Raw genomic sequence first — 22934 nt, 5'->3', positions numbered from 1 at the left:
GGGGCCGCCCCGGCCTCAGCGGCGTCGCCGGGCCGAACCCGTGACCTGGGCGTTGGCCGTCGAGGCCTGCGCCAGGGCGGCGGCGCGGTCGTCCTCGCTCGCGGAGGCCCAGGTCTTGTCGTACAGGGCGACGATCCAGTCGTCCTTGCGACCCTGCGCGGCGTCCCGGGCGAGCGAGAGCCACATCAGGCCGCGCGCCCGCTGGGCCGGCACGCCCTGCCCGTTGACGAGGAGCTGGCCGAGCAGCGCCTGGGCCGGGGCATGGCCCTTCTCGGCCGCGAGGTTGAACCAGCGCGCGGCCTGACGCGGGTCGGTATCGACCCCGGTGCCGTCGAGATAGAGACGGCCCAGATTGTACTGCGCGTTCGGATCCCCGAAATACGAGGCCGCGTAGTTGAACATGTCGTAGGCGCGCTCGGGGTTCGCGCGCACGTAGGTGCCCTTGATCCCGTCGAGGAAGTAGGCGCCGAGCGCCGTGAAGGCGCTCGCGACGACGCCCGAATTCTGGGCCTCGGGACCTTCGTCGGTGGTGTCGTCGGCGATGCGCGAGAAGAACTCGAAGGCCTTGAGATCGTCGTGGGGCACGCCGTCGCCCTCGGCATACATGCGGCCGAGCTTCCACAGGGCCAGGGCATGGCCCTGGTCAGCGGCATATTCGAGGGCCCGGGCCGCGCCCTCCTTGTCGCCGGCATTGTAGTCGCGCACGCCCATGCGCAGCGCCTCGCGGGCGCTGCGGTAGCTGCCGCTCGGCACGGGCGTCCGGGCGGTGGCGTCGAGCGCCGCCACCGGGATCGCGCCGAAGGCCAGCAGTGCCGCCGCCGCGACGAGCCGCCGGCCCGTCGACGCGAGCGGCCGATCCCGGGCGGCCCAGGCCGGCCGCATGGCGCGGCCGAGGGCTGTCCTAGATGTCCGCATAGGTGTGCGTCTCCTCGGCGCCGCCCGGATGGGTCACCGCGCCGTTTACCGCCGGTCCGACGGTCTGCTGGTACTTCCAGAGGTAGCCGGAGGTCGCCGAGTTGGCGCGCGGCGTCCAGGCGGCGCGGCGCTTGGCGAACTCCTCGTCCGTCACCGCCACGTCCAGGGTGCCCTTGATGGCATCGAGGGTGATGACGTCGCCGTCCTCGATCAGGCCGATCGGGCCGCCGATGGCGGCTTCCGGACCGACATGGCCGACGCAGAAGCCCCGCGTCGCGCCCGAGAAGCGCCCGTCGGTGATCAGCGCGACCTTGTCGCCCATGCCCTGGCCGTAGAGGGCGGCGGTGGTGGAGAGCATCTCGCGCATCCCCGGGCCACCCTTCGGGCCCTCGTAGCGGATGACGAGAACCTCGCCTTCCTTGTAGGTGCGCTTCTGCACGGCCTCGAAGCAGGCCTCTTCGCCGTCGAACACGCGGGCCGGCCCGGTGAAGACCTGCTTCTCCTCCGACATGCCCGCCACCTTCACGATGGCGCCCTCGGGCGCGAGGTTCCCGCGCAGGCCCACGACGCCGCCGGTGGGCGTCAGGGGCGTGTTGGCGGCCCGGACCACGTCCTGGTCCGGATTCCAGTGCACCCGCTCCATGTTCTCCGCCATGGTGCGGCCGGTGACGGTCATGCAGTCGCCGTGCATGAAGCCGTGGTCGAGGAGCGTCTTCATGAGGAGCGGGATGCCGCCGACCTCGAACATGTCCTTGGCGACGTAGCGCCCGCCCGGCTTCAGGTCGGCGATGTAGGGCGTGCGCTTGAAGACCTCGGCCACGTCGAACAGGTCGAACTTGATGCCGCATTCGTGCGCGATCGCCGGCAGGTGCAGGGCCGCATTGGTGGAGCCGCCCGACGCCGCGACGGCGGCGGCCGCGTTCTCCAGGCTCTTGCGGGTGACGATGTCGCGTGGGCGGATGTTCTTGGCGATGAGCTCCATCACCTTCTCGCCCGCCGCCATGCAGAACTTGTCGCGGATCTCGTACGGGGCCGGCGCGCCCGCCGAATAGGGCAGCGCGAGGCCGATGGCCTCCGAGACGGTCGCCATGGTGTTGGCGGTGAACTGCGCGCCGCAGGCACCGGCCGAGGGGCAGGCGACCTGTTCCAGCTCGTCGAGATCGTCGAGGGACATGTCGCCGACCGCGACCTTGCCCACCGCCTCGAACAGGTCCTGCACCGTCACCGGCCGGCCCCGGAACGAGCCCGGCAGGATCGAGCCGCCATAGATGAAGATCGACGGCACGTTGAGGCGCACCATCGACATCATCATGCCGGGCAGGGACTTGTCGCAGCCGGCCAGCCCCACCAGGGCGTCGTAGGCGTGGCCGCGCATGGTCAGCTCGACCGAATCGGCGATGACCTCGCGGGACGGTAGCGAGGCGCGCATGCCGGCATGCCCCATGGCGATGCCGTCCGTGACCGTGATGGTGCAGAACTCGCGCGGGGTGCCGTTGGCGGACGCCACACCCTTCTTCACCGCCTGCGCCTGGCGCATCAGCGAGATGTTGCAGGGCGCGGCCTCGTTCCAGCAGGAGGCGACACCCACCAGCGGCTGGTGAATCTGCTCGCGGGTCAGGCCCATGGCGTAGAGGTACGAGCGGTGGGGCGCCCGTTCGGGGCCCTCCGTGACATGGCGGCTCGGAAGCTTCGACTTGTCGGTGTTACGCGCGTCCATCGTCTGTCTCGCCGCCCCGGCCCGCTACGCTTGAGGTCAGGGCGACCGCCGGCACGGGGACGCGCGCTGCCCGGATGGACAACGGACGATCCCGTGGACCGCAGATCGGAAAGCGCCTGAACTCCACGGTAAAGCGTTGGGGGGACTACCGTTTACCGCGCTTCCTGAGGTGGCCCCGGTTTATGGCGGGATCGCGGCGGCGGAAGGGGGCTCCCAAGGCAAAGTCGGGTTGCTTTTGGGGTGTTGCGACCCCGCCACAGCCACGCTTCGGCGCCGGTGGTCGCGCGGCGATCAGGCGTGGTCCCGCGCGCCGTCCGCGACGGGGACCGGGCCGGGCGCGGCCTCGAGGGCGGCGTCGCTGCCATCCTTCAGGTTCACGCCGGACAGGCCGAGGCTGAAGGCCCGGGCGAGGAGCCAGTTCAGCTTGAACGCCGCCAGATCGTGCGAGAGCCCGGCGGGGCGCACGTTGGAGATGCAGTTGCGCTCCGCGTCCGAGCGCCCGATGCGCGGGTCGAAGGTGAGGTAGAGCCCCAGGCTGTCCGGCGAGGACAGGCCGGGCCGCTCGCCGATCACCACCACGACGGCGCGAGCCTTCAGCGCCGCGCCGATGCCGTCGCCCAGCGCCACGCGGGCCTGATGGGCAACGACGACGGGCGCGAGGCGCCACCCGGCGCGCGCGACGTGGGGCTTGAAGGCCGCCAGGACGCCGGCGGCACCCTCGTGCACGGCACGCGCCGAGAGCCCGTCCGCGACCACCAGGGCGAGATCCACCGGTCCACCGGCGCCGGCGGCGAGCGCCGCGCGGGACTCCTCGGCCAGGGCACGGCCGAGGTCGGGCCGTCGCAGGTAGGTGGCGCGGTCGGGCGCGGCGGAGGCTACACCGAGGGTCTCGAAGCCGAGGGCCGCGATGCCGGCCGTCACGGCCTGCAGGTCCAGGGGTGTGTGGACCGCGTCGCGAGCCTGGGCATGGGCCAGCCCGAAGCGCAGCACTTCCCGCGTCGGCAGGCCGGATCCGGCCCGGCCGAGGCCGATCCGGGCGGGCGTGAGCCGGGCCAGCCGGGTCCAATCCGCCTCGCGGGTCCGGTCATCGCTCATGCGGCGAGGCCCCCGTCCATGAGGCCGGGCGCGGCGGCGATCAGGCGGGCGCTCGATCCCTGCGGCAGCAGGCTTCCCGCCGTGTCAGTGAGCCCGATCCGGGTGAGCCAGTCCTCGAACTCCGGCGCGCGCTTCAGGCCGAGCACCTCGCGCAGGTACAGCGAATCGTGGAACGAGGTGGATTGGTAGTTCAGCATCACGTCGTCGGCGCCGGGCACGCCCATGATGAAGTTGCAGCCCGCCGCGCCGAGCAGGGTGAGCAGGGTGTCCATGTCGTTCTGGTCGGCTTCGGCGTGGTTGGTGTAGCAGACGTCCACGCCGAGCGGTACGCCCATGAGCTTGCCACAGAAGTGGTCCTCCAGCCCGGCCCGGATGATCTCCTTGCCGTCGTAGAGGTATTCGGGCCCGATGAAGCCCACCACGGTGTTGACGAGGAGCGGCCGGAACGGCCGCGCCACCGCGTAGGCCCGGGCCTCCAGTGTCTGCTGGTCGATGCCGTGGTGCTGCCCCGCCGAGAGGGCGGAGCCCTGCCCCGTCTCGAAATACATGCAGTTGTCGCCCACCGTGCCGCGCTTCAGGGCGAGCGCGGCCTCGTGCGCTTCCCGGAGGATCGGCAGGGTCACGCCGAAGCTCGCATTGGCTCCTTGCGTTCCGGCGATCGACTGGAACACCAGGTCGACCGGCAGGCCCCGGTTCATCGCCTCGAGGGTCGTGGTGACGTGGGTGAGGATGCAGCCCTGGGTCGGGATCTCAAGGCGCCGGATCAGGTCGTCGAAGAGGTGGAGCAGGCCGCTCAGGGCCGAGACCGAATCGGAGGCCGGGTTCAGGCCGATCACGGCGTCGCCGCAGCCATAGGACAGGCCGTCGAGGATCGAGGCGGTGATGCCGGCGGGATCGTCCGTCGGGTGGTTCGGCTGGATCCGCACGGCGAGCCGCCCCGGCAACCCGATGGTGTTGCGAAAGCGCGTCACGACCCGGCACTTGCGGGCCACCAGGATCAGGTCCTGGTTGCGCATGATCTTGCAGACGGCGGCCGCGATCTCGGGCGTGATGCCCGGCGCGATGCGGGCCAGGGTCTCGGAGGAGGCGGTGAGAAGGAACTCGCGGAAGTCGCCGACCGTGAGGTGGGCGATCTCCGCGAAGGCGTCCGCATCGTGGGTGTCGAGGACGAGGCGGGTGACGTCGTCGTCCTCGTAAGGGATCAGGGGCCGGGCCAGGATCTCGCGCAAGCCCACCTCGGCGAGGCACCAGCGGGCCGCCCCCTCCTCCTCGGCGGATTCGGCCGCGATGCCCGCGAGGCGGTCGCCCGAGCGCACGGGCGTCGCCTTCGCCATCAGGGCCGCCAGATCGGCGAAGACGTGGGTCCGGGATCCGACGACGTGACGGTAGGCCATGGTTCGACGCGCTCCTGCCTCGACACGCTCTCGGTTCGATGAGATCGCGTTCGCACCGCATCCGGCAAGGGTGCGGCGCGCCGGGATCGCGGGATCCCGGGATACTCCGATCCTACTATTCCGCGATCCTGTGACCGGAAGGGTGCGTCAGGCCGCGCCCGCATGCGGCGCGGGCACCTCCGTCGAGATGGCGTCGACGGTGCGCTGGGGTGGGCTGCCCTGCCCGTCCGAGCGCGCGATGCGGATCTGCTGGTTGACGGGCTGCATGTTGCCCCAGGGCGTCGAGAAGGCGATCTCGGCCGCGTCGCGACCCACGCCGATGCGCACCAACCCGTCGAGGTCGGCCTGGCGGGTCGCGTCGAACAGCCACCAGCGTCCGTCGAGATAGGCCTCGAACACCGCATGGAAGTCGCTCGGCACGAGGCCGTGCGCGTAGCAGCTCACGAAGCGGGCCGGGATGCCCAGCGCCCGGCAGAAGGCGGTGCCGATATGCGCGAAGTCGCGGCAGACCCCGGCGCGCTTGAGGAGGCTCTCGTCGGCGGTGGTCTCGCCGTCGCTGGATCCCGGCTGGTAGGTCAGGTGATCGTGGATCCAGTTGCAGATCGCGTTCACCCGCTGATGGCCCTTCGGCAGGGCGCCGAACTCGGCGAGCGCGAAGGGGGTGAGCCGGTCGGAGGAGACGAAGCGGCTCGGCAGCAGGAAGGGCAGGATGTCGAGGGGCAGCTGCGCGATCGGCGTCTCGTTGATCGTCGCCGGGTCGGCCCGGTGTACGGTGAGTTCGACCTCCGCGTTGTATTCCAGCGCGAACTGCCCGACCGGCACGTTGACCCCGAGGTAGCGGTTCAGGAGGTCTGGGGTGACGTAGATGTCCCGCTTGAGGTTCGGACTCAGTGTCAGCGTCTCGCTGAGGATCTCGAGGCTCCGGAGGCGCGCGACCTCGACGTTGAAGATGAAGGTCGTGTCCGAGAGGATGTTGTAGGACAGGCTGCAGCCAAGGGTGTAGCGCATTGGAACTCCTTCCACCGTACCGCGGACGCTAGCAAGGTTTACGCCCGGGTCGGGAAGAAAGGCGCCCGTCCGGTACGCGGGGAACGGTACTTTCGGGAGGACGGGCGCGGCCCTGATCTTCCCGGGCGCTCGCCGAACGGGGCCACGAGGTCGCCGATCCGCGCTCGAGGCCGAGTCGGCGGAGGCTCGCGCGCTGCCCTGCTCCGGCACCCGACCTAGCGGAGGAGGTTCGTCTTCGCGAGGTCGAGGACCGAGTCGCCCCGCCCGCTCATCACCGCGCGCATGACGTAGAGGCTGAAGCCCTTCACCTGCTTGCCGTCGATCTTGGGCGGCATCGAGAGTTCCTGGCGCGCCACCACGCAGTCGAGGAGCGCCGGACCCGGATGGGCGAGCACCTCGCGCACGGCCGCCTCCAGCTCGGCCGGGTCCTCTACCCGGACCGCGTGGATGCCCGCGCCCCGCGCCATGGCAGCGAAATCCGGGTTGTCGAGGGCCACCCCGGTCTCGATGTAGCCGGCAGCCTTCATCTCCAACTCCACGAAGCCGAGCGTGCCGTTGTTGAAGACCACAACCTTCAGGGGCAGCTTCTGCTGGCGCAGGGTGAGGAGGTCGCCCATCAGCATCGCGAAGCCCCCGTCCCCCGACAGCGACACCACCTGCCGGTCGGGGAACGCGGATTGCGCGCCGATGCCCTGGGCCATGGCGTTGGCCATGGAGCCGTGGACCCAGGAGCCGATGAGCCGGCGCCGGCCGTTCATCTTGAGGTAGCGGGCCGCCCAGATCGTCGGCGTGCCGACATCCGCCGTGAAGATCGCGTCGTCGGCGGCCGCCTCGCTGACGAGCCTCGTGAGGTATTGCGGGTGGATCGGCTGCTGGGCCGGCTTCAGGCCGAACCAGCCCTTGGCGGGGGTGCCGGTGGCGAGGTCGTCGAGGTCTTCGCGCGCCTTGGCGTAGTGCTTGAGGGCGGCGTCGAGGTGGCGGCGCTCGGACTTGATGGCGAGCTTCGGCAGCAGCGCCCGGATGGTGTCGTCCACGTGGCCGACGAGGCCGAGGTCGAGCTTGCAGCGGCGCCCCAACTGCTCGGGTCTGACGTCCACCTGGGCGATCTTCGCGTCCTGTGGGTAGAATTGCCGGTAGGGAAAATCGGTGCCGAGCATCAGCAGCGTGTCGCAGGACATCATTGCGGCGTAGCCCGAGGAGAAGCCGATCAGGCCGGTCATTCCGACATCGTAGGGATTGTCGTATTCCACCACGTCCTTGCCGCCGAGCGCGTGGACGATGGGGCTCTTCAGGGCCTCGGCGAGGCGCAGCAGCTCGGCATGGGCCCCGGCGCAGCCGCGGCCGCAGAGCAGAGTGATCCGCTCGGAACCGTTGAGCAGTTCGGCGAGGGCGTCGAGGTCGGCTTCGGCGGGGCGTACCACGGGGCGCGGCGGCAGCAGGCCGGCATTGGGCGCGACCTTGCGCGGGGGCGCATCCATCAGGGCGATGTCCCCGGGGATGATCACCACCGCGACGCCGCTGAGCCCGATCGCCGCCCGCATGGCGTTCTCGAGAACCTGCGGCAGCTGCGAGGCGTCGCCGACCATCTCGCAGTAATGGCTGCACTCGCGAAAAAGCTCGCCCGGATGGGTCTCCTGGAAATAGCCGGAGCCGATCTCGGCGGTGGGGATATGCGCCGCGATGGCCAGCACCGGCGTGCGGGTGCGGTGACAATCGTAGAGCCCGTTGATGAGGTGGACGTGGCCCGGCCCGCAGGAGCCCGCGCAGACCGCGAGCTTCCCGGTGAGCTGGCTGTCGGCCCCGGCGGCGAAGGCCGCGACCTCCTCGTGCCGTACGTGGACCCAGTCGATGGTGCCCCGCACCCGGAGCGATTCCGTGAGCGCGTTCAGGCTGTCGCCGACGATGCCGTAGATGCGCCGGACGCCGGCTTGGTCGAGGGTATCAACGACGAGGTCCGCGACGGTGGCGATCTTCATGGGGCTTCGCTCCGGTTGTCCCGAGCGGAACCGTCACCCCAGGTCGGAGTTCCGCCGGAGCACTGTCTCCGGCGCACATCTGTCACGCGGCGCGTGCGCCGGAACGCTGCGGGGGCATCCCCGGTCCGGAGCCCCGCATGCGTTCCGCGCCGCGCCGTTGGCACGGTCTTTCGCGCGATTGTTTCTGCTCGGCTGTCAGCAGCTCAGGCGCCGGCCTTCGCGACGCCCGAACTTCTGGAAGTGAACCGCGCCCGAGGGCATCTGGCCCCGCTCCACCGCGCGGCGCACGTCGGGGTTGCAGCGCAGGTAATCGCCCTCGTCGAAGCCGACATCCCCGCCGCGACCCCGGCGTCCGCGGCCCTCGTCCTCGCCGAACCGGCGCCGGTCGTCGCGGTCGTCGTAGCGGGAACCACGGTCGCGGTAGCCCTCGTCGCGTCCCTCGTACCGGTTGCGGTAGCCGTCCTCGCGATAGCCATAGGGCTGGGCCAGGGCCGGTCCCATCAGAATCAGGCCCAACGCCACCACTCCACCGAGCACCTTCATGTCACGTCTCCTCCACGATTGCCGCGGGAAACGACTAGCGGGCGCGTTTGGTTCAGCAAAGCTTGATCGAGGACGAAGCGGACCGTGTGTCACTCCGGCCGGGTGCGACGGTCCGCGTCAGTTCGCCCGCTGCTCGACCGGGACGGGTGACCTGAGAATGATCAGGGCGCTCCCGGCGACGGCCAGACCCAGGAAGGCGCAAACGAGCAGGAAGAACCAGCGTGGCATGGTGCGAGGCTACCACGCGCGGATCGCCGGCGGATAGCTGACGGAAGCGGGGCGTTCCGCCGCCATGGGCCGTCGCCTACCCGATCGGGATACCTCGGAAGAGTCCGTGGCACCGCGCGTCCCCGATGTTAACCCTCTCCGCCCACGCCCCCGCGTGGAACCACCTGGACCCGCCCGGCTCGCGCCGCGGCGGGTTTTTTCGCGACGCCTGAAACTTTCCCCGGCCGCTGTCCGTACCGCGCCCCGACCGCGCGCGATCACAACGGAGGAAGCGGATTGCCGGACGAGATACCTTTTGCCCCCGAGACCGCATTCGCGCGGCCGCGCTTCTATCGCGCGATCACGCGGCAGGAAGACGGCCGCATCGTGAGCGTCCGCGAATTCTCGGCGCGCAGCGATGCCGCGGCCATCGAAATCGTGCGGAAAACCCCCAGCCCGCATCCGGCGGAACTCTGGGGCGAGCGTGGCCTCGTCCTCCGGTTCCGGGGCCGAGAGGGCTGAGCGCGCGTCGCTCCGCATCGGCCGGGTTCAGAGAAGAACCGGCTTCAGAACTTGCGGATGGGTCCGGGCCGGCTGGCTGAGGTGGTCTCGGAATCCTCCGGGTGGATCGGCACGGTGACGCGCAGCCATCCGCGCGTCTCCCGACCACCGTAATTCTGCTGGACGACGTCGCGCGTGAGGTAGGCCTGCAGCGTCACCGGCCCGAAATTGTAGCCGACGAGGCCGCCCACGGCGAACTGGCCCTGGCGGGCATAGGCCGGGTTCCTCGTCGGCAGGTCGGTGGACCCGAAGGCGACGGGGCCGACCTCCCACTTGCCGAAATGCTTCGTCGCCGTGAGGTCGAGGTTGAGGAAGTCCGGGTAGTAGGCGCCGGTCGGCGACGTGGTGTCGAAGTAGGTCCCGTGCAGGAAGTTCGCGGTCAGGTTCCAGCCGTCCGCATTGTAGGTGATCGCGAAGCGCTGGTGGAGGACGGGGTTCTGGATCACGATCCGCGTCTGGCTGGGAAGATAGGCGCCGAGCAGATAGCTGAAGTTCAGGCCATGCCCGAGCTTCCAGGCCACCTGTGCCGCCAGCAGGGTCTGGCCGAACCCGCTCTGGTAGGCCGCGCCGGCGGTGCTGGACGCGGCGATCGGCTGAAGGACGATCAGTTGCAGCCGCCCACCCACGACTTCGGCCGGCGTCGCCCAGATGAAGGACGGCAGGTTGATGTTCGAGTCGGTGGAGCGTGGGCGGATGTCGCGCGAGCCGAAGCTCGACGTGTCGACGAAGTAGAGGCCGGGTGCCAGGGGCGCACCCGGCGCCTGGCCCACCGTCTGCCCCGGCTGGGCCGCCGAGGCCGCCTCGGCCCGTCTGGGTGCCAGGCACGCGAGGGCGACGAGCGCCAAGGCGCGGGAGCGTGCGGCGCCCTGTGATCCCATCATGTCCTGCTCCCGGTCCACGCCACCTCGACGATCGGCCGGGATGAAAATACCCCGCCCTTCGTGTTGGGCCTGCATCACGGATCAGTGTCTGGCGCATTCCCGACGGGCGTATCCCTTCCGCCACAAACCGATGGCGCTGAAACGAGACGGCCGGGCCGAGCGCGGGTTTGTCGGACAGGGGCTCGGCGGCCGGCGTGGGTTGCCGATCTGGTCGGCGGCAGGCGCCGGAATGGCCCACGAAGGCAGGCCGTCATCACGTCGGGAACAATCAGGGTGGCTCAGGCCGCCCTCGGTCCGGCTGTGCGCGGGAACGTCCCACTCTGGGGTCCGGCGGCATCGGCCTGGAAAAGATGCAGAGACCCTGATGGGGAAGGTCTCGAATGGTCGGAGCGAGAGGATTCGAACCTCCGACCCCTAGTCCCCCAGACTAGTGCGCTAACCGGGCTGCGCTACGCTCCGACGCCCCTAAAGGCAGGCGGGTCTTAGCTTTTGGCCCTTGGGTGCGCAAGCCCCCTGATCGCATGCCGGGGCGAAAAGTGCCCACGGCCCCGTTCGTCGCCCCGTTCGTCACCATGCCGATCCGCGCGCCGGACGGGCTTCTGGCTCAGTTCACCGGCGTGGCTTCGAGCAGGACCGGCTTCATGCCGACCGGCACGGACCCGTCCTTGGGAACGACGACGGTCTGGCCCTCGATCGTCCGATAGCGGCCATATCCGGCCGGTGCGGGGATCGAGGTTTCCGCGCCCGTGCTCCAGACAGCCCGTGCCTCGCTTCCGTCCTCCCGGACGATCGGACATTCGTAGAGCGAACCCGTCTGCCGGCAGGGGCCGAGGCTCGTGTTCACGAGCCAGTCGTAGAGCTGGTTGTAGGCGACGCCGGTCTTCAGGAGCGTACGGGTCTTCTTCCGGAAGAGGGTGCCCCACCCGTCGTGATGCCAGCCGTACCAGATGCTGCGGTCGATGCCCGTCGCGACGCTGAGGATCTGGAAGCGGGCGAGCCAGGCGGATTGCTGGTCGACATCGCCGCCGAAGGGGGAGTCGGGCTCGCCCCAGCTGTGCTCCGTGTCCCAGAGCGGTCTCTGTCCGATCTCGTAGCGCGCGAAGAGGCTGCGGTAGGCTGCGACCAGGGGAAGGAGGGCCTCGGGCGCATCGTACAGGTAGGCGTGGAAGGCGTTGATATCCGCGAAGGGGGCGCCGCCGGCGGCGAGGTAGCCCTCCATCCAGGCCGGCCCCATCTTGCCCTGGGGCGAGGGGGACAGCACGATCCCGCCGGCGGCCTTGATGATGGGGTAGGCGCGCCTTGCCATCTCCACCAGTTCGGGATGCGTGCCGCCCCAGAAGTTCTTCGCGTCCGGCTCGTTCCAGAGCTCCCAGTACTTGATCCGGCCCTTGTAGCGTTTGGTGACCTGGGTGACGAACTCCGTCCAGGCGCTAAGGTCCGGGGCGTGGCAGCTGCCGCGCGGGGCTTCCCCGCATGCCGCTGTCGGCCGCGACGAGGCCCAGAGCGGGACCGGTCCGAACACGTAGACCAGCTCGACGCCCCGGCTCAGGGAATCCGTGACGAACCGGTCGAGGGGTGCCCAGGCGAAGGTTCCGGGTGCCGGATTGACGGCGTCCCAGGTGATCGCGGGGTAGACGCCCCAGGCACGCTGCGTCGAGAACTTCGCCGCGGGCCAGCCGACGTAGAATTGCTGCTCCACATGCATGCCGAAGAACGTGGGCGTCACGCGCACGCGTTCCGCGGCCGCCGGCTGCATGCGCAGGCCGGCGAGCAGGACGAGGGACACCGCGAGGAATCGCAGGCCGGGTCGCATGTCTTTCCGCTCCCGCGTTCTTGACCGGATGGGTGTGCCCGCGCGACGGCGGCCGTCGGGCGGACCTCGACGAATCCCACCCTGGGTGGGGATCGGAGGAATGGCGTCCTGGGGGACGACTCAGTCCGCCCGGGCCCGGCGGATGGCCATGAATGATTTGCCGAGCGACATCACCCGTTCCATCCGGATCTCGGCATCCGGAAACAGGTGGCTCATCTGGGCGTGGTCCAGCATGCTCGTCCCCTCCACCGTGCGCATGGCCTGGTCCAGGGTCTCGGCCCGCTTGTAGAAGCCGCGATCCTTCGTGGCGAAGAGATGGCGCTGGATGGGGTGGGGCAGCCAGTGCACGAAGGGCATGTTGCTGTGCGGATCGACCGGGAACCAGTAGTTCGGGGTCTGGACGTAGTAGCACGGCGCCAATCGGCGGATCTCGCGCGCGGTGCTCTGCATGTCCGCCCAGCGCCCGACGTGTTCGATCAGGGAGTTGGAGTGAACGATATCGAAGCTGTCGCTCGGCAAGCCGACATCCCGCGCGTCCCCCTGGATGATCCTGAAGCGGGGATCGGCGGGCTGGATCTTTGCCTCGATGTTCAGGATGTGGACTTCGACCTGAGAACTCAGGCTTTCCCGGCTCCAGTAATCCGGGTCCCCTCCCATGTCGAGGATGCTGCAGCGGCCGCGCCGTGCCAGGCATTCGTCGATCAGGGGTTTGATGTGGGTCCGGAATCGCACGTCCCGGAAACGCTGCCGATTGAAGAGGCCCTGTCGCGCGGTGCCGCTGAGCGGTGCTGGCGCGTCGTGCTCCGTTGCTGCTGCTTCCTGTCTCCGCTCCGTGACTGCCACAGTCATTCGGCTGATCCCTCGAATCGACGTTGTACTGATCTTATCAGTATCTTGATCTTGTCGAAGATCGAAGGTCAAGTCGCGTTATTTCGGCCTAGTCCAGAATAGGCGGTGCGTGGAGGCATGGGCCCGGTCCGGATGGAACCGGCCTTCGCGTCAGCTCAAGCGCGCGCGGCGCCGGTCGGAATCCTGTCGCGAGAGGCGCCGGCCGATCTCCAGCAGGAGCATGTCGGTCATGTTGCGCAGAAGCGGCTCGGCAAGCTCGCCGATGGCCCGGCGCGCCGCGAGGCAATGCTCGGCCGCCTGTTCGAGGGGATGGGCCGCCGGTGCCAGCCAAGCCGCGTCCGCGGCATCGCCGTCCGCGCGGTTCCGGGTGATGTCGATCAGGAAGCCCGTGCCGCGCCAGGGGCGCCCGGCCGCGTCCAGTTTGATGAGGCCCCGCGCCAGGACCCAACGCGTCGCCCCATCCGCGGAATGAACCCGGTATTCCTGCACGTAGGAATGGCCGGCCTCGACGCTGCGCGCGATGATCTCCGCAGTCTTCTCGCGATCCTCACGGTGGACGCCTTCGAGGAACGCATCGAGCGGGAGGCCGGCTTCGGCCCGGGCGGGATCGACGCCGAACAGCAGGGCGACCATCGCATCCGTATACAGCCGGTCTTCGGCGATCTCCCACGTCCAATGCCCGATCACGTCGGATCGATCGATCGCATCCTGCAGACCGAACTGCGAAGCCTTCGACATAACCGCTCCGCCCCGATCCACACAAACCTCCGACCGCGTTCGAGCAGCGCAACACGTCCATGAGATGAATCAGGGGACATTAACAGGTGTTTAAATCGTGACAAACCGGCAATAACGCTACAGTCACGCTTAGGTATGCAGGGTGGTTAGCGCGTGTATACAAAGATTCCTGTTTCATGAATCTATGCGTATCGATAGACAGACTTCCGGTTGAATTCTGTCACCCTCACACGGAATTCATTGCCCGATGCACGCTCATTCTCAGAGAATAGGCGTGACAACCTGTCCCGCGCGATCCGTCTGCGGCGGGACATCGCAGGGTTAGCCTGCTCGTGTTCGGTGAGCGCCGATGCGACAGCAAACGGAGTTCGCGGAGCCACGCGGCTGGAACCCATCCGCTGCACGACTCCGCCAAGCCCTCTGTCCTCGCACGATCCAGCCCCATGCATCCGCCGGCGTCGGGTTTCCCCACCGGTCGTGCGCCTGGGCCGATCCCGGCGTGTCGCATGGCGCTTCCTTGAGGGCGCGCGGCCGGCGCTTTCCCCCAAGGCGCTCCCCCCGCGTGCCGGAACGGCCTGCCCTGCCCTGCCCGGCGGACCGCGATGGAACGATCCCATCCCGGTCTCGGTCGCGCGGGCGCTCCCTCAAACGAGAAGCCCGGATGCGGGGTCCGCATCCGGGCTCGGGTGGTGTCAGGCGTGGGCCGGGGCCGCGTGCGACCCGTGCGGGTCGTGCTTGTCCGGCGTGGTGTTGTGCGGATCCTTACCGCGCTTCTTGGCGAGCCAGATCAGGAAGTTCCGGATCACCACGTAGAAGACCGGCGTCAGGAAGAGGCCGAACACGGTGGCGCCGATCATGCCGAAGCACACGGCGGTGCCGAGTGCCTGCCGCATCTCGGCGCCGGGCCCGGTGGCGATCACCAGCGGCACGGTACCCAGGATGAACGCGAAGGCCGTCATCAGGATCGGGCGCAGGCGCAGGCGGCAGGCCTCGACGGCAGCGGCCACGGGGCCCTTGCGTTCGGTCTCCTCCAGCTGGTGCGCGAACTCCACGATCAGGATGGCGTTCTTGGCGGCCAGGCCGATGAGCACGATCAGACCGATCTGGGTCAGGATATTGTTGTCCTGTCCCCTGAGCTGCACCCCGAACAGGGCCGCGAGCACGCCGGTCGGCACCACGAGCAGGATCGCCAGGGGTAGCGCCCAGGATTCGTACTGCGCCGCGAGCACGAGGAAGACCAGGAGCACGCCCAGCGCGAAGACGTAGATGGCGGTGTTGCCCGCCGCCTTCTGCTGGTAGGCGATCTCGGTCCAGTCGTAGGCGTAGCCGTCCGGCAGGTTCTCCTTGGCGATGGCCTCCATGGCGTCCAGCGCCTGGCCGGTCGAGATGCCGGGCTTGGCCGTGCCCTGGACCGGGATCGAGTAGTACAGGTTGAAGCGCTGGACGATCTGCGGACCGGTGATCTCGCGGATCGTCGCCAGGGTCCCCATCGGCACGAGGGCGCCGGTGGAGGAGCGGACCTTCAGCTGCTCGATGTCCTGCTTCGAGACGCGGAAGGGCGCGTCGCCCTGCACGCGCACCTGATAGATGCGGCCGAGCGTGTTGAAGTCGTTGACGTAGGCACCGCCGAGCGCCGTCTGCACGGTGGAGAAGACGTTGCCGAGCGGCACGTTGAGCATGCGCGCCACCGTGCGGTCGATGTCGAGGTAGAGCTGCGGCGTATCGTTGCCGAAGGTGGTGAACACCCGCTGGACGTCGTTGCTCTGGTTGGCCTTGCCCAGGACCTCGCCGACGGCGCCGAGGAGCGGTCCGATGGAGGAGCTCTGCCGGCTCTCGATCTGCATCTTGAAGCCGCCGCCCTGGCCGAGACCACGCACCGGCGGCGGTGGGATGACGATGACGCGGGCTTCCTGGATGTCGGCCGTCGCCTGGATCACGTCGCCGGTGATCACGGCGGCGCTGCGCCCCTTGGCCGCCCGCTCCTTGGCGCCGGACAGGGTGATGAACATCACGCCCGAATTGGTGGTGTTGGTGAAGGTCGCGCCGTCGAAGCCCGCGATGATGACGGTGTTCGTGACGCCGTCGATCTTCCGGGCGGCCGCCGCGGCCCGGTTCACCACCTCGGTGGTGCGGTCGAGGGAGGCGCCCGAGGGCAGCTGCACCACGCCGATGAGGTAGCCCTGGTCCTGGTCCGGGATGAAGCCCGTCGGCGTGGTCTGCACGAGGTGCAGGGTGGCGGCGATCACGCCCGCATAGACGATCATCATCGCGATCAGGCCGATCGCGTAGTTGGTCAGGCCGTAGATGACCCGGCCATAGGCGTTCGAGAGCCAGTCGAAGCCCTTGTTGAACATGTCCGCCAGCCAGGCGACGAAGCGGAAGAGGAAGAACTTCGGCTTGGCGTGCTCGTGGTGGGGCTTCAGGAGCAGCTTGCAGAGCGCCGGCGACAGCGTCAGCGAGTTGAACATCGAGATGATGGTCGAGGCCGCGATGGTCAGTGCGAACTGCTTGTAGAACTGGCCGGTGATGCCGGGGATGAAGGCGGTGGGGATGAACACCGCCGAGAGCACGAGGGCGATGGCGATGACGGCGCCGCCGACCTCGTCCATGGTCTTGTGCGCGGCGTCGCCCGGGGACAGGCCCTCGGCCATGTTGCGCTCGACGTTCTCCACCACCACGATGGCGTCGTCGACCACGATGCCGATGGCGAGCACGAGCCCGAACAGGGTGAGGTTGTTGAGCGAGAAGCCGAAGGCCGACATCGCCGCGAAGGTGCCGACCAGCGAGACCGGGATCGCGATCACCGGGATCAGCGCGGTGCGCCAGCTCTGGAGGAAGACCAGCACCACGATGACCACGAGGCCGACGGCCTCGAAGAGGGTCTTGTAGACCTCGTGAATCGACTCCTCGATGAACTCCGTCGGGTTGTAGGCGATGCGGTATTCGATGTCCGGCGGGAAGTTCTTCTTGAGGTTGTCCATCACCTTGCGCACCGAGGCCGCCGCGTCGAGGGCGTTGGTGCCGGGGCGCTGGAAGGCGCCGATGCCGATGGCCGGCGTGTCGTTGAGGAACGAGTTGGTGGTGTAGTCCTTCTGGCCCATCTCGACGCGGGCGACGTCCTTCACCCGCACGAGGCGGCCGTCGGACGCCTTGACGATGACGTCGGCGAACTCCTCGGGGCTCTGGAAGCGCCCCTGCGACTGTACGACGAGCTGGAACGCCTGGCCGGTGGCGGCGGGGGGCGAGTTCAGGGCGCCGGCGGCCACCTGCACGTTCTGCTCGGACAGGGACGAGATGACGTCCGAGGTGGTGAGCCCGTAGGCCGCGAGCTTGTTCGGGTCGAGCCAGACGCGCTCGGCGTACTCGTTGCCGCCGAAGATGGTGATGTCGCCGACGCCGTCGAGGCGGAGCAACTCGTCGCGGATGTTCAGGTAGATGTAGTTGGCGAGGTAGTTCTGGTCGTATGTCTTCTTCGGCGACAGCAGGTGCACCACCAGCATCAGGTCCGGCGAGGCCTTGCGCACGGTGACGCCGAGGTTGCGCACGTCCGGCGGCAGGCGCGGCTGGGCGACCGAGAGTCGGTTCTGAACGAGGACGTTGGCGATATCGAGGTTGGTGCCGACCTTGAAGGTCACCGTCAGCAGCATGTTGCCGTCGTTGGTGGACAACGACGTCATGTAGAGCATGTTATCGACGCCGTTGACCTCCTGCTCGATGGGGGTCGCGATCGTGGCCGCCACCGTCTCGGCGTTGGCGCCGGGGAAGCTCGCGCGCACGGTCACGGTCGGCGGTACGATCTCGGGGTACTGCGCCACCGGCAGGGACAGGTAGGCCACGTAGCCGAGGATCAGGAACACGATCGACGTGACCGATGCGAAGATCGGCCGATCGACGAAGAAGTGGGCAAAACGCATCGCTTGAACCTCTCGCCGCATCGGCCCGCACGCGCGGGTCTCGAGGCGGCATCGTTTCTTCGTCCGCGGTCTCGTGGCCTTGCCCCCGCCCGCGAGCGGCCGGGGATCTCTCGTGTCAGGTCCGGATCAGGTCCTGCTGGATCAGGTCTTGCTGGGCGGCAGGGTCGAGGCTTCCGCCGTGACCTTGGCGCCGGGGCGCACGCGGGTGACGCCGTTCACCACGACGCTCTCGTCGCCCTTGAGGCCCTCGCGGATCACCCGGTAGCCATCCACCTTCGGCCCGAGCTTGACCTCGCGCAGGGCCACCGTGCCGTCGTCGCCGACGACGTAGACGATGCGCTTGTCCTGGTTGGCCGAGACCGCCTCGTCGGGCAGCAGGATGCCCGGGTAGGGCTTGGTGGCCGGCAGCGCCACGATGCCGAACAGGCCCGGCTTGATGAAGCCGTCCGGGTTCTCGACGGTGGCGCGCAGCAGCACCGTGCCGGTGGCGTTGTCGACGCGGTTGTCCACGAAGTCGAGGGTGCCCTTGCGGGTCGGCTTCGGCTCGCCGGTGAGCGCGATGAGGATCGGCACGCCCTTGCCCTTCTGGGTCTGGCCCATGCCGATGTTGAGGCTGCCCTGGTACTTCAGGAACGAGCGCTCATCGACTGTGAACCCGAAATAGATCGGGTCGAGGGAGACGATCGTCGTGAGCTGGGTCTGGTCCGTGATGACGATGTTGCCCTCGGTGACGAGGCGCCGGCTGATGCGGCCGGAGATCGGCGCCTTCACCTCGGTGAAGTCGTAGTTCAGCTGGGCCTGGCGCAGCTGCGCGTCGGCGCTGTCGACGTCGGCCTGCGCGGTCTGAGAGGCCTGACGGCGCTGGTCGGTGACCTGCTCGGAGATGTTGCCCGACTTGCTCAGGGTCTGGGCGCGGTCGAGATCGGTCTGCGAGAAGTTCAGGCGCGCGCGGGCCGAGACCAGTGCCGCCTGGGCCTGGTCGAGGGCCGCCTTGTAGGGGCGCCGGTCGATGACGAAGAGCAGGTCGCCCTTCTTCACCGTCGCGCCGTCCGTGAAGTTCACCTTCTCGAGGTAGCCGGTCACGCGAGCCCGGACGTCGACGATGTCCACCGGGTCGAAGCGACCCGTGTAGGTGTCGGTCTCCACGATCTCGCGGACCACCGGCTTGGCAGTGGTCACCTTTGGCGGCGGGCCGCCGGGCGCCTGCGCGGCGACAGGCCCGACGCAGGTCGCCGCGACGAGGCCGAGGGCGGGAAGAAGACGAACGATCGAGCGCATGGGCATATTGTTGTTCCCTACGATGCGCCAGCTAGAGGTCCGCTTCGCGGCGTGTCGTGCGCTGCCACACATGGTCTTCGGCATGATCTTCGCGGGCATTGCCATCAGACGTCGATCGTCTCTCCGGATGCGGCCCAATCCTTGAAGCCGCCGACGTAATGCTCTTCGAGCGGCAGTCCGGCATTCTGCGCGGCCGCCAGGGCATGAACCGAGCGCACGCCGGACATGCACGAGAACACCGGACGGCGGCCGTCCTGCGCGATGAGGTCGGCGATCGCCGCAGTATCGAAGGTCGAGAGCGGGTGCGGAACCGAGCCGGGAATATGCCCGGCCGCGAATTCGTGAGGCTCCCGCACGTCGATCAACAGGATCGAACGGTCGGCGAGGCCCGCCTTGATCGTATCCCGGTCCAGGCCGACAGCCTTCATGCGCTCGATCCCGCTCGCTTCCGGCCACCGGAACGGCGGCTTCGCTACTGACGTCTGTTCTTATTCGTCAGGCGTCAGGACCGCAAATCGTCCGCGCGAGGGCATCGTCCGCCCTGGCGAAGTGATTCGTCCAGCTCGGCAGGGCGGCGTCGACCAGCTTTCCGGCGAGGGTCCGGCGGAAGGGGGAATCGGGTCGTGCCAGGTCCTCCACCGCCCGGCGCCAGCCCGGCCCGTCGAGGGGATCGAGGACGTGGGCGAAGGCGCCCCCGATCTCCCGGTGGACCGCCAGATCCGACGCGACCACGGGCAGTCCGCAGGCGGCGGCCTCCACCACGGGCAACCCGTATCCCTCCGCGAAGGACGGCATCAGCAGGGCCGTGGCCGAGCGCAGCAGCGCCGCGAGGCCGTGGCTGGACAATCCGCTGACCTCGGTGACGTGGTCGATGACGGCGGGGCAGCGCTCCAGCAGGTCAATGATGTTCTCGGCCTCCCACCCCCGTCGTCCCACGAGGACGAGGCGGGGCGTCTCGGCCCCGTGCCGCGCGGCGAGGTCGCGCCAGAGGTGGAGCAGCGCGAGGTGGTTCTTGCGCGGCTCGATCGTGCCGCAGGCGACGAAGGTCGGCCGGGCGGGGACGAAGGCAGGTCCCTGGCCGGCCGGGCGGAAGACCGGTTCGACGCCGAGATGCGCCACCGTCACCGGGCGGGGCGCGAGACCCCGCGCCGCGCAGTGCCGCTGGAAGCGTTCGCCGACATCCCGCGAATTCACCAGCACGTGCGCGGCGTGGCGCGCGATGGTCTCGACCCGGGTCCGGTGCCGCCCCGCCTCGCCCGGGCGGCCATATTCCGGGTAGTCGATGGGAATGAGGTCGTGGAGGAAGAAGACGGCGCGCATGTCGGGCCGGTCGTAGAGCCAGTCGAAGCGCCCGGGCCTGTCGAGGCGCAGGTGGGAGGTGTGCAGGTAGAGCGTACCGGGCGGAAGCGCCTCGGGGCCCCGCGCGCGCAGTGTCCCGGCCGTGACCCGGGCCTGGATCCGCCGGCGTGCCCAGCCGGTGTCCCGGTGGGGCGCCGGGAATGCCGCGCCGGCGGCGGGGCCTGCCCCGAGGGTCGTGGCCAGGCACCGATAGACCGGGTCCCGGTCCGCATCGAGGTCCTCGACCCAGCCGGCCGCCACGGCCTCGACGATGGCGAGCGCCTCCGGCCGCGCCAGCACGCGCGGCCCGAACGGCGTCGAGACCAGGCCGAAACGCGCGCCCTCCTGGGCCAGGACGTGCCGGGCATAGGCGAGGTCGACCCGGTCGATACCGCTCGGGCTCGGATGCCGCAGGCGGGTGATGAGGCGGGTGAGGTCGAAGGCGAGGCTCGGGACGGGCATGATTCTCCGCTGGCGTTCAGGTGCGGGCCCGTATGGCCGCTCACCGCCTCGCGCCTATATGCGCACCCCTCAGCCCGAGGCTACCCGCGGCCGTCGCCGCCAACGAGAGCAACGCCCGTGTCCCCCGGATACCTGCCCTTCGCCGGCGCCCTCGATCTGCCCGCCTATACCTGCGACAATTGCGGGTTCTGGCAGCGCCACTTCGAGGCGCCCGCCGCCTGCCCGATGTGCCTCGATGCACGCCACGTGGTGCCGCAGAAGGGCTGGCAGTTCTGGAGCGAGCGCGAGGCGCAGGCCCGCTTCCCCTGCCACTGGGAGGAGCTGGAGCCCGGCGTGTGGCGGTTCTGGAACGACCCCGTCTCGGGGATCGGCCCGAGCGCCTACCTGATCCAGACGCCGGCCGGAAACATGGGCTTCGAGGCCTGCCCGGTCTTCAGCGAGGCGGCGCTGCAGCACATCGCGTCGCTCGGCGGCATGCAGGTGCTGTCGTCCTCGCATCCGCATGCCTACGGCGCCCTGGTGCAGCTTCAGGACCGCTTCGACCCGGAGCTCTGCCTGCCGGCGGCGGACTTCACCTGGAGCGCGGCGCTCCAGGTCTCCTGGCCCTACGACGACTTCTTGGAGCCCCTCCCCGGCCTCGAACTGCACCGCACCGCCGGCCACTTCGACGGCCACGCGATCCTGTTCGATCGCGCGCGAAAGATCCTGTTCTGCGGCGACGCCCTGAAATTCGAACTCGAGCCGGACGATGTCCGCCGGGCCCGCACCATCTCGGCGCACAAGGCCTTCGTGCGCGGCGTGCCGCTGACCACCAACGAGCTGCGCCGATACCGCGACGTCTTCGCCCAGCTCGACTTCACGCAGACCTGGACGCCCTTCGAGCCGGCCGCCAATTGCGGTCGGGCCGAGGTGCTGGCGCTGATCGACGGCATGCTGGCGACCCGCCCGCACGCCGCCCCGGTGCCGCTCGACACGCTGCGGCGCTGAGGGCGTTCAGCCCCGCGTCGCGGCGGTCTGGCCGAACATCACCGTCTTGGCCTCCGCGCTCATGGTCTGCCCGTAATCCGGGTTGATCTCCGGCGCGCGGGCATAGGCGGCCTTCGTCGCCGGGCGTTCCGCGATGGCGTGGAACCAGCGCTTGAGGTTGGGGAAGTCCTCCAGCGTCTGGCCCTGCTTCTCGTAGGGCACGATCCACGGATACGACGCCATGTCGGCGATCGAGTAATCGGCGCCCGCGACGAAGGCCCGGTCGGCGAGGCGCCGGTCGAGGACGCCGTAGAGCCGGTTCGTCTCCTTGACGTAGCGGTCGATGGCGTAGGGGACCGTCTCCGGCGCGTACTGGGTGAAGTGGTGGTTCTGGCCGAGCATCGGCCCCAGCCCGCCCATCTGCCAGAACAGCCACTGCAGCACCTCGGCGCGGCCGGCCACGTCCGGGGCGATGAAGCGTCCGGTCTTCTCGGCGAGGTAGAGCAGGATCGCGCCCGATTCGAACAGCGAGACCGGGGCGCCGCCGGCCGGTGCGTGGTCGACGATCGCCGGCATGCGGTTGTTCGGCGCGATCGCGAGGAAGTCGGGCTTGAACTGGTCGCCCTTGCCGATGTTCACGGGCTTGATCGCGTAGTCGAGGCCCGCCTCCTCGAGGAACATCGTGACCTTGTGGCCGTTCGGCGTCGGCCAGTAATAGAGATCGATCATCGGAATCTCCGTGGGGCGCAGGAGGCCCGGGGATGCGTTCGGCCCCTGACGCCGAGCGCCGAGGTGGTGCCCGCCCGTGCGCGGGTCAAGCGCGGGAGCGCACAGGCTCTGCAGCCTCGTCTCCCCCGAGAAGATCGTCTCCCCCAATAAGATCGTCGCCTCCAAGAAGATCGTCTCTCCCAGAAGATCGTCGCCTCACGAAATCGGTGATTTCGTCTGCGTTCGCTCGAATGCCACGCAATCGCACAAGATTCGGTTGAGAGGTGATGTGCTTGCCTTGAGCATCGGCAGGATGGAGTTGGCAGGATGATCGGCGCGATTGCGGCCAGCAGCGGGGGGCTCGTGGCGGCGAGCCAGCGTTACGCCTCGGCGGTCGAGGGCGTTGTCGCCCTCGGCACGAGCCTGCCCAGCGCGACGCAGGTCGATCTGTCGACCACCGCCGTGCAGATGATGCAGGAAAAGGCCAATATCGGGATGAATACGGCCATCCTGAAATCGACCCTGGAGAGCGAGCGGCGGGTGCTCGACATCCTGGCCTGATCCGACCCGT

19 protein-coding genes and 1 tRNA gene are annotated in these 22934 nt (G+C 69.0%); 3 read left to right on the top strand and 17 right to left on the bottom strand.

Translation table 11 applies throughout. The features are described 5' to 3' along the window. Positions 1 to 15: 15 nt before the first annotated feature. From OF380_RS18925 to OF380_RS18895, 7 genes are all read right to left on the bottom strand, one after another. Positions 16 to 915 carry a tetratricopeptide repeat protein gene (locus tag OF380_RS18925; RefSeq protein ID WP_264046673.1) on the bottom strand — a complete coding sequence of 300 codons (900 nt, stop codon included), beginning with the start codon at positions 913 to 915 and terminating at the stop codon, positions 16 to 18. Further along, positions 902 to 2632: a dihydroxy-acid dehydratase gene (ilvD, locus tag OF380_RS18920; protein WP_264046671.1), complete on the bottom strand. Its 1731-nt coding sequence runs from the start codon at positions 2630 to 2632 to the stop codon at positions 902 to 904. The genes OF380_RS18925 and ilvD overlap by 14 nt, the downstream gene beginning before the upstream one ends. A gap of 291 nt (positions 2633 to 2923) precedes the next feature. Next, positions 2924 to 3727 carry an ethanolamine ammonia-lyase subunit EutC gene (gene eutC / locus OF380_RS18915; RefSeq protein ID WP_264046669.1) on the bottom strand — a complete coding sequence of 268 codons (804 nt, stop codon included), beginning with the start codon at positions 3725 to 3727 and terminating at the stop codon, positions 2924 to 2926. Next, positions 3724 to 5121 carry an ethanolamine ammonia-lyase subunit EutB gene (locus tag OF380_RS18910; protein WP_264046667.1) on the bottom strand — a complete coding sequence of 466 codons (1398 nt, stop codon included), beginning with the start codon at positions 5119 to 5121 and terminating at the stop codon, positions 3724 to 3726. The genes eutC and OF380_RS18910 overlap by 4 nt, the downstream gene beginning before the upstream one ends. 147 nt (positions 5122 to 5268) lie before the next feature. Continuing rightward, positions 5269 to 6129 (bottom strand): transglutaminase-like domain-containing protein, encoded by an 861-nt coding sequence (locus OF380_RS18905; protein WP_264046665.1) that lies wholly within the window; start codon positions 6127 to 6129, stop codon positions 5269 to 5271. A gap of 215 nt (positions 6130 to 6344) precedes the next feature. Next, entirely contained in the window at positions 6345 to 8105 is a 1761-nt protein-coding gene (gene poxB / locus OF380_RS18900; protein WP_264046663.1) for a ubiquinone-dependent pyruvate dehydrogenase, read from the bottom strand. Between the two features lie 195 nt (positions 8106 to 8300). Next, complete coding sequence (locus tag OF380_RS18895; RefSeq protein WP_264046661.1) at positions 8301 to 8648, bottom strand: hypothetical protein; 348 nt, start codon at positions 8646 to 8648, stop codon at positions 8301 to 8303. A gap of 504 nt (positions 8649 to 9152) precedes the next feature. On the opposite strand from OF380_RS18895, the gene OF380_RS18890 reads away from it, so the two are divergent. Beyond that, positions 9153 to 9377 (top strand): hypothetical protein, encoded by a 225-nt coding sequence (locus OF380_RS18890; RefSeq protein ID WP_264046658.1) that lies wholly within the window; start codon positions 9153 to 9155, stop codon positions 9375 to 9377. Positions 9378 to 9421: 44 nt separating this feature from the next. Here OF380_RS18890 and OF380_RS18885 read toward each other — a convergent pair whose 3' ends face one another. From OF380_RS18885 to OF380_RS18845, 9 genes are all read right to left on the bottom strand, one after another. After that, positions 9422 to 10297, bottom strand: a complete 876-nt coding sequence (locus OF380_RS18885; RefSeq protein ID WP_264046656.1) for a transporter — start codon at positions 10295 to 10297, stop codon at positions 9422 to 9424. 381 nt (positions 10298 to 10678) lie between these two features. Further along, positions 10679 to 10756 (bottom strand) — tRNA-Pro (locus OF380_RS18880). Between the two features lie 145 nt (positions 10757 to 10901). Beyond that, a complete protein-coding gene (locus OF380_RS18875) occupies positions 10902 to 12110 on the bottom strand; it encodes a glycosyl hydrolase (protein ID WP_264046654.1) in 1209 nt (402 codons plus the stop codon). A gap of 120 nt (positions 12111 to 12230) precedes the next feature. Further along, complete coding sequence (locus OF380_RS18870) at positions 12231 to 13031, bottom strand: class I SAM-dependent methyltransferase (RefSeq protein ID WP_264046652.1); 801 nt, start codon at positions 13029 to 13031, stop codon at positions 12231 to 12233. Positions 13032 to 13109: 78 nt separating this feature from the next. Then, positions 13110 to 13697 carry a PAS domain-containing protein gene (locus OF380_RS18865; RefSeq protein WP_264046650.1) on the bottom strand — a complete coding sequence of 196 codons (588 nt, stop codon included), beginning with the start codon at positions 13695 to 13697 and terminating at the stop codon, positions 13110 to 13112. A gap of 692 nt (positions 13698 to 14389) precedes the next feature. After that, positions 14390 to 17611, bottom strand: coding sequence for an efflux RND transporter permease subunit (locus tag OF380_RS18860; RefSeq protein ID WP_264046649.1), 3222 nt, complete (start codon positions 17609 to 17611; stop codon positions 14390 to 14392). Between the two features lie 141 nt (positions 17612 to 17752). Continuing rightward, positions 17753 to 18889, bottom strand: coding sequence for an efflux RND transporter periplasmic adaptor subunit (locus OF380_RS18855; RefSeq protein WP_264046648.1), 1137 nt, complete (start codon positions 18887 to 18889; stop codon positions 17753 to 17755). A 104-nt stretch (positions 18890 to 18993) separates the two neighbouring features. Beyond that, the gene (locus OF380_RS18850; protein ID WP_264046647.1) at positions 18994 to 19317 is read right to left on the bottom strand and encodes a rhodanese-like domain-containing protein; all 324 of its coding nucleotides are present in this window, start codon (positions 19315 to 19317) and stop codon (positions 18994 to 18996) included. A 67-nt stretch (positions 19318 to 19384) separates the two neighbouring features. After that, positions 19385 to 20689: a glycosyltransferase family 4 protein gene (locus OF380_RS18845; protein ID WP_264046646.1), complete on the bottom strand. Its 1305-nt coding sequence runs from the start codon at positions 20687 to 20689 to the stop codon at positions 19385 to 19387. A 117-nt stretch (positions 20690 to 20806) separates the two neighbouring features. Here OF380_RS18845 and OF380_RS18840 point away from each other — a divergent pair, with 117 nt between their 5' ends. Then, the gene (locus OF380_RS18840; RefSeq protein WP_264046645.1) at positions 20807 to 21676 is read left to right on the top strand and encodes an MBL fold metallo-hydrolase; all 870 of its coding nucleotides are present in this window, start codon (positions 20807 to 20809) and stop codon (positions 21674 to 21676) included. Between the two features lie 6 nt (positions 21677 to 21682). On the opposite strand, the gene OF380_RS18835 is transcribed toward OF380_RS18840, so the two are convergent. After that, complete coding sequence (locus OF380_RS18835; RefSeq protein ID WP_264046644.1) at positions 21683 to 22384, bottom strand: glutathione binding-like protein; 702 nt, start codon at positions 22382 to 22384, stop codon at positions 21683 to 21685. Between the two features lie 306 nt (positions 22385 to 22690). On the opposite strand from OF380_RS18835, the gene OF380_RS18830 reads away from it, so the two are divergent. After that, entirely contained in the window at positions 22691 to 22924 is a 234-nt protein-coding gene (locus OF380_RS18830; RefSeq protein WP_264046643.1) for a hypothetical protein, read from the top strand. The last annotated feature ends 10 nt before the right edge of the window (positions 22925 to 22934 follow it).

Origin of the sequence: Methylobacterium sp. FF17, from assembly GCF_025813715.1 — a bacterium.
GTDB classification, from domain to species: domain Bacteria; phylum Pseudomonadota; class Alphaproteobacteria; order Rhizobiales; family Beijerinckiaceae; genus Methylobacterium; species Methylobacterium flocculans.
Note: the sequence above shows the minus strand (reverse complement) of the source record. Positions and strands in the feature narration are given on the sequence as shown.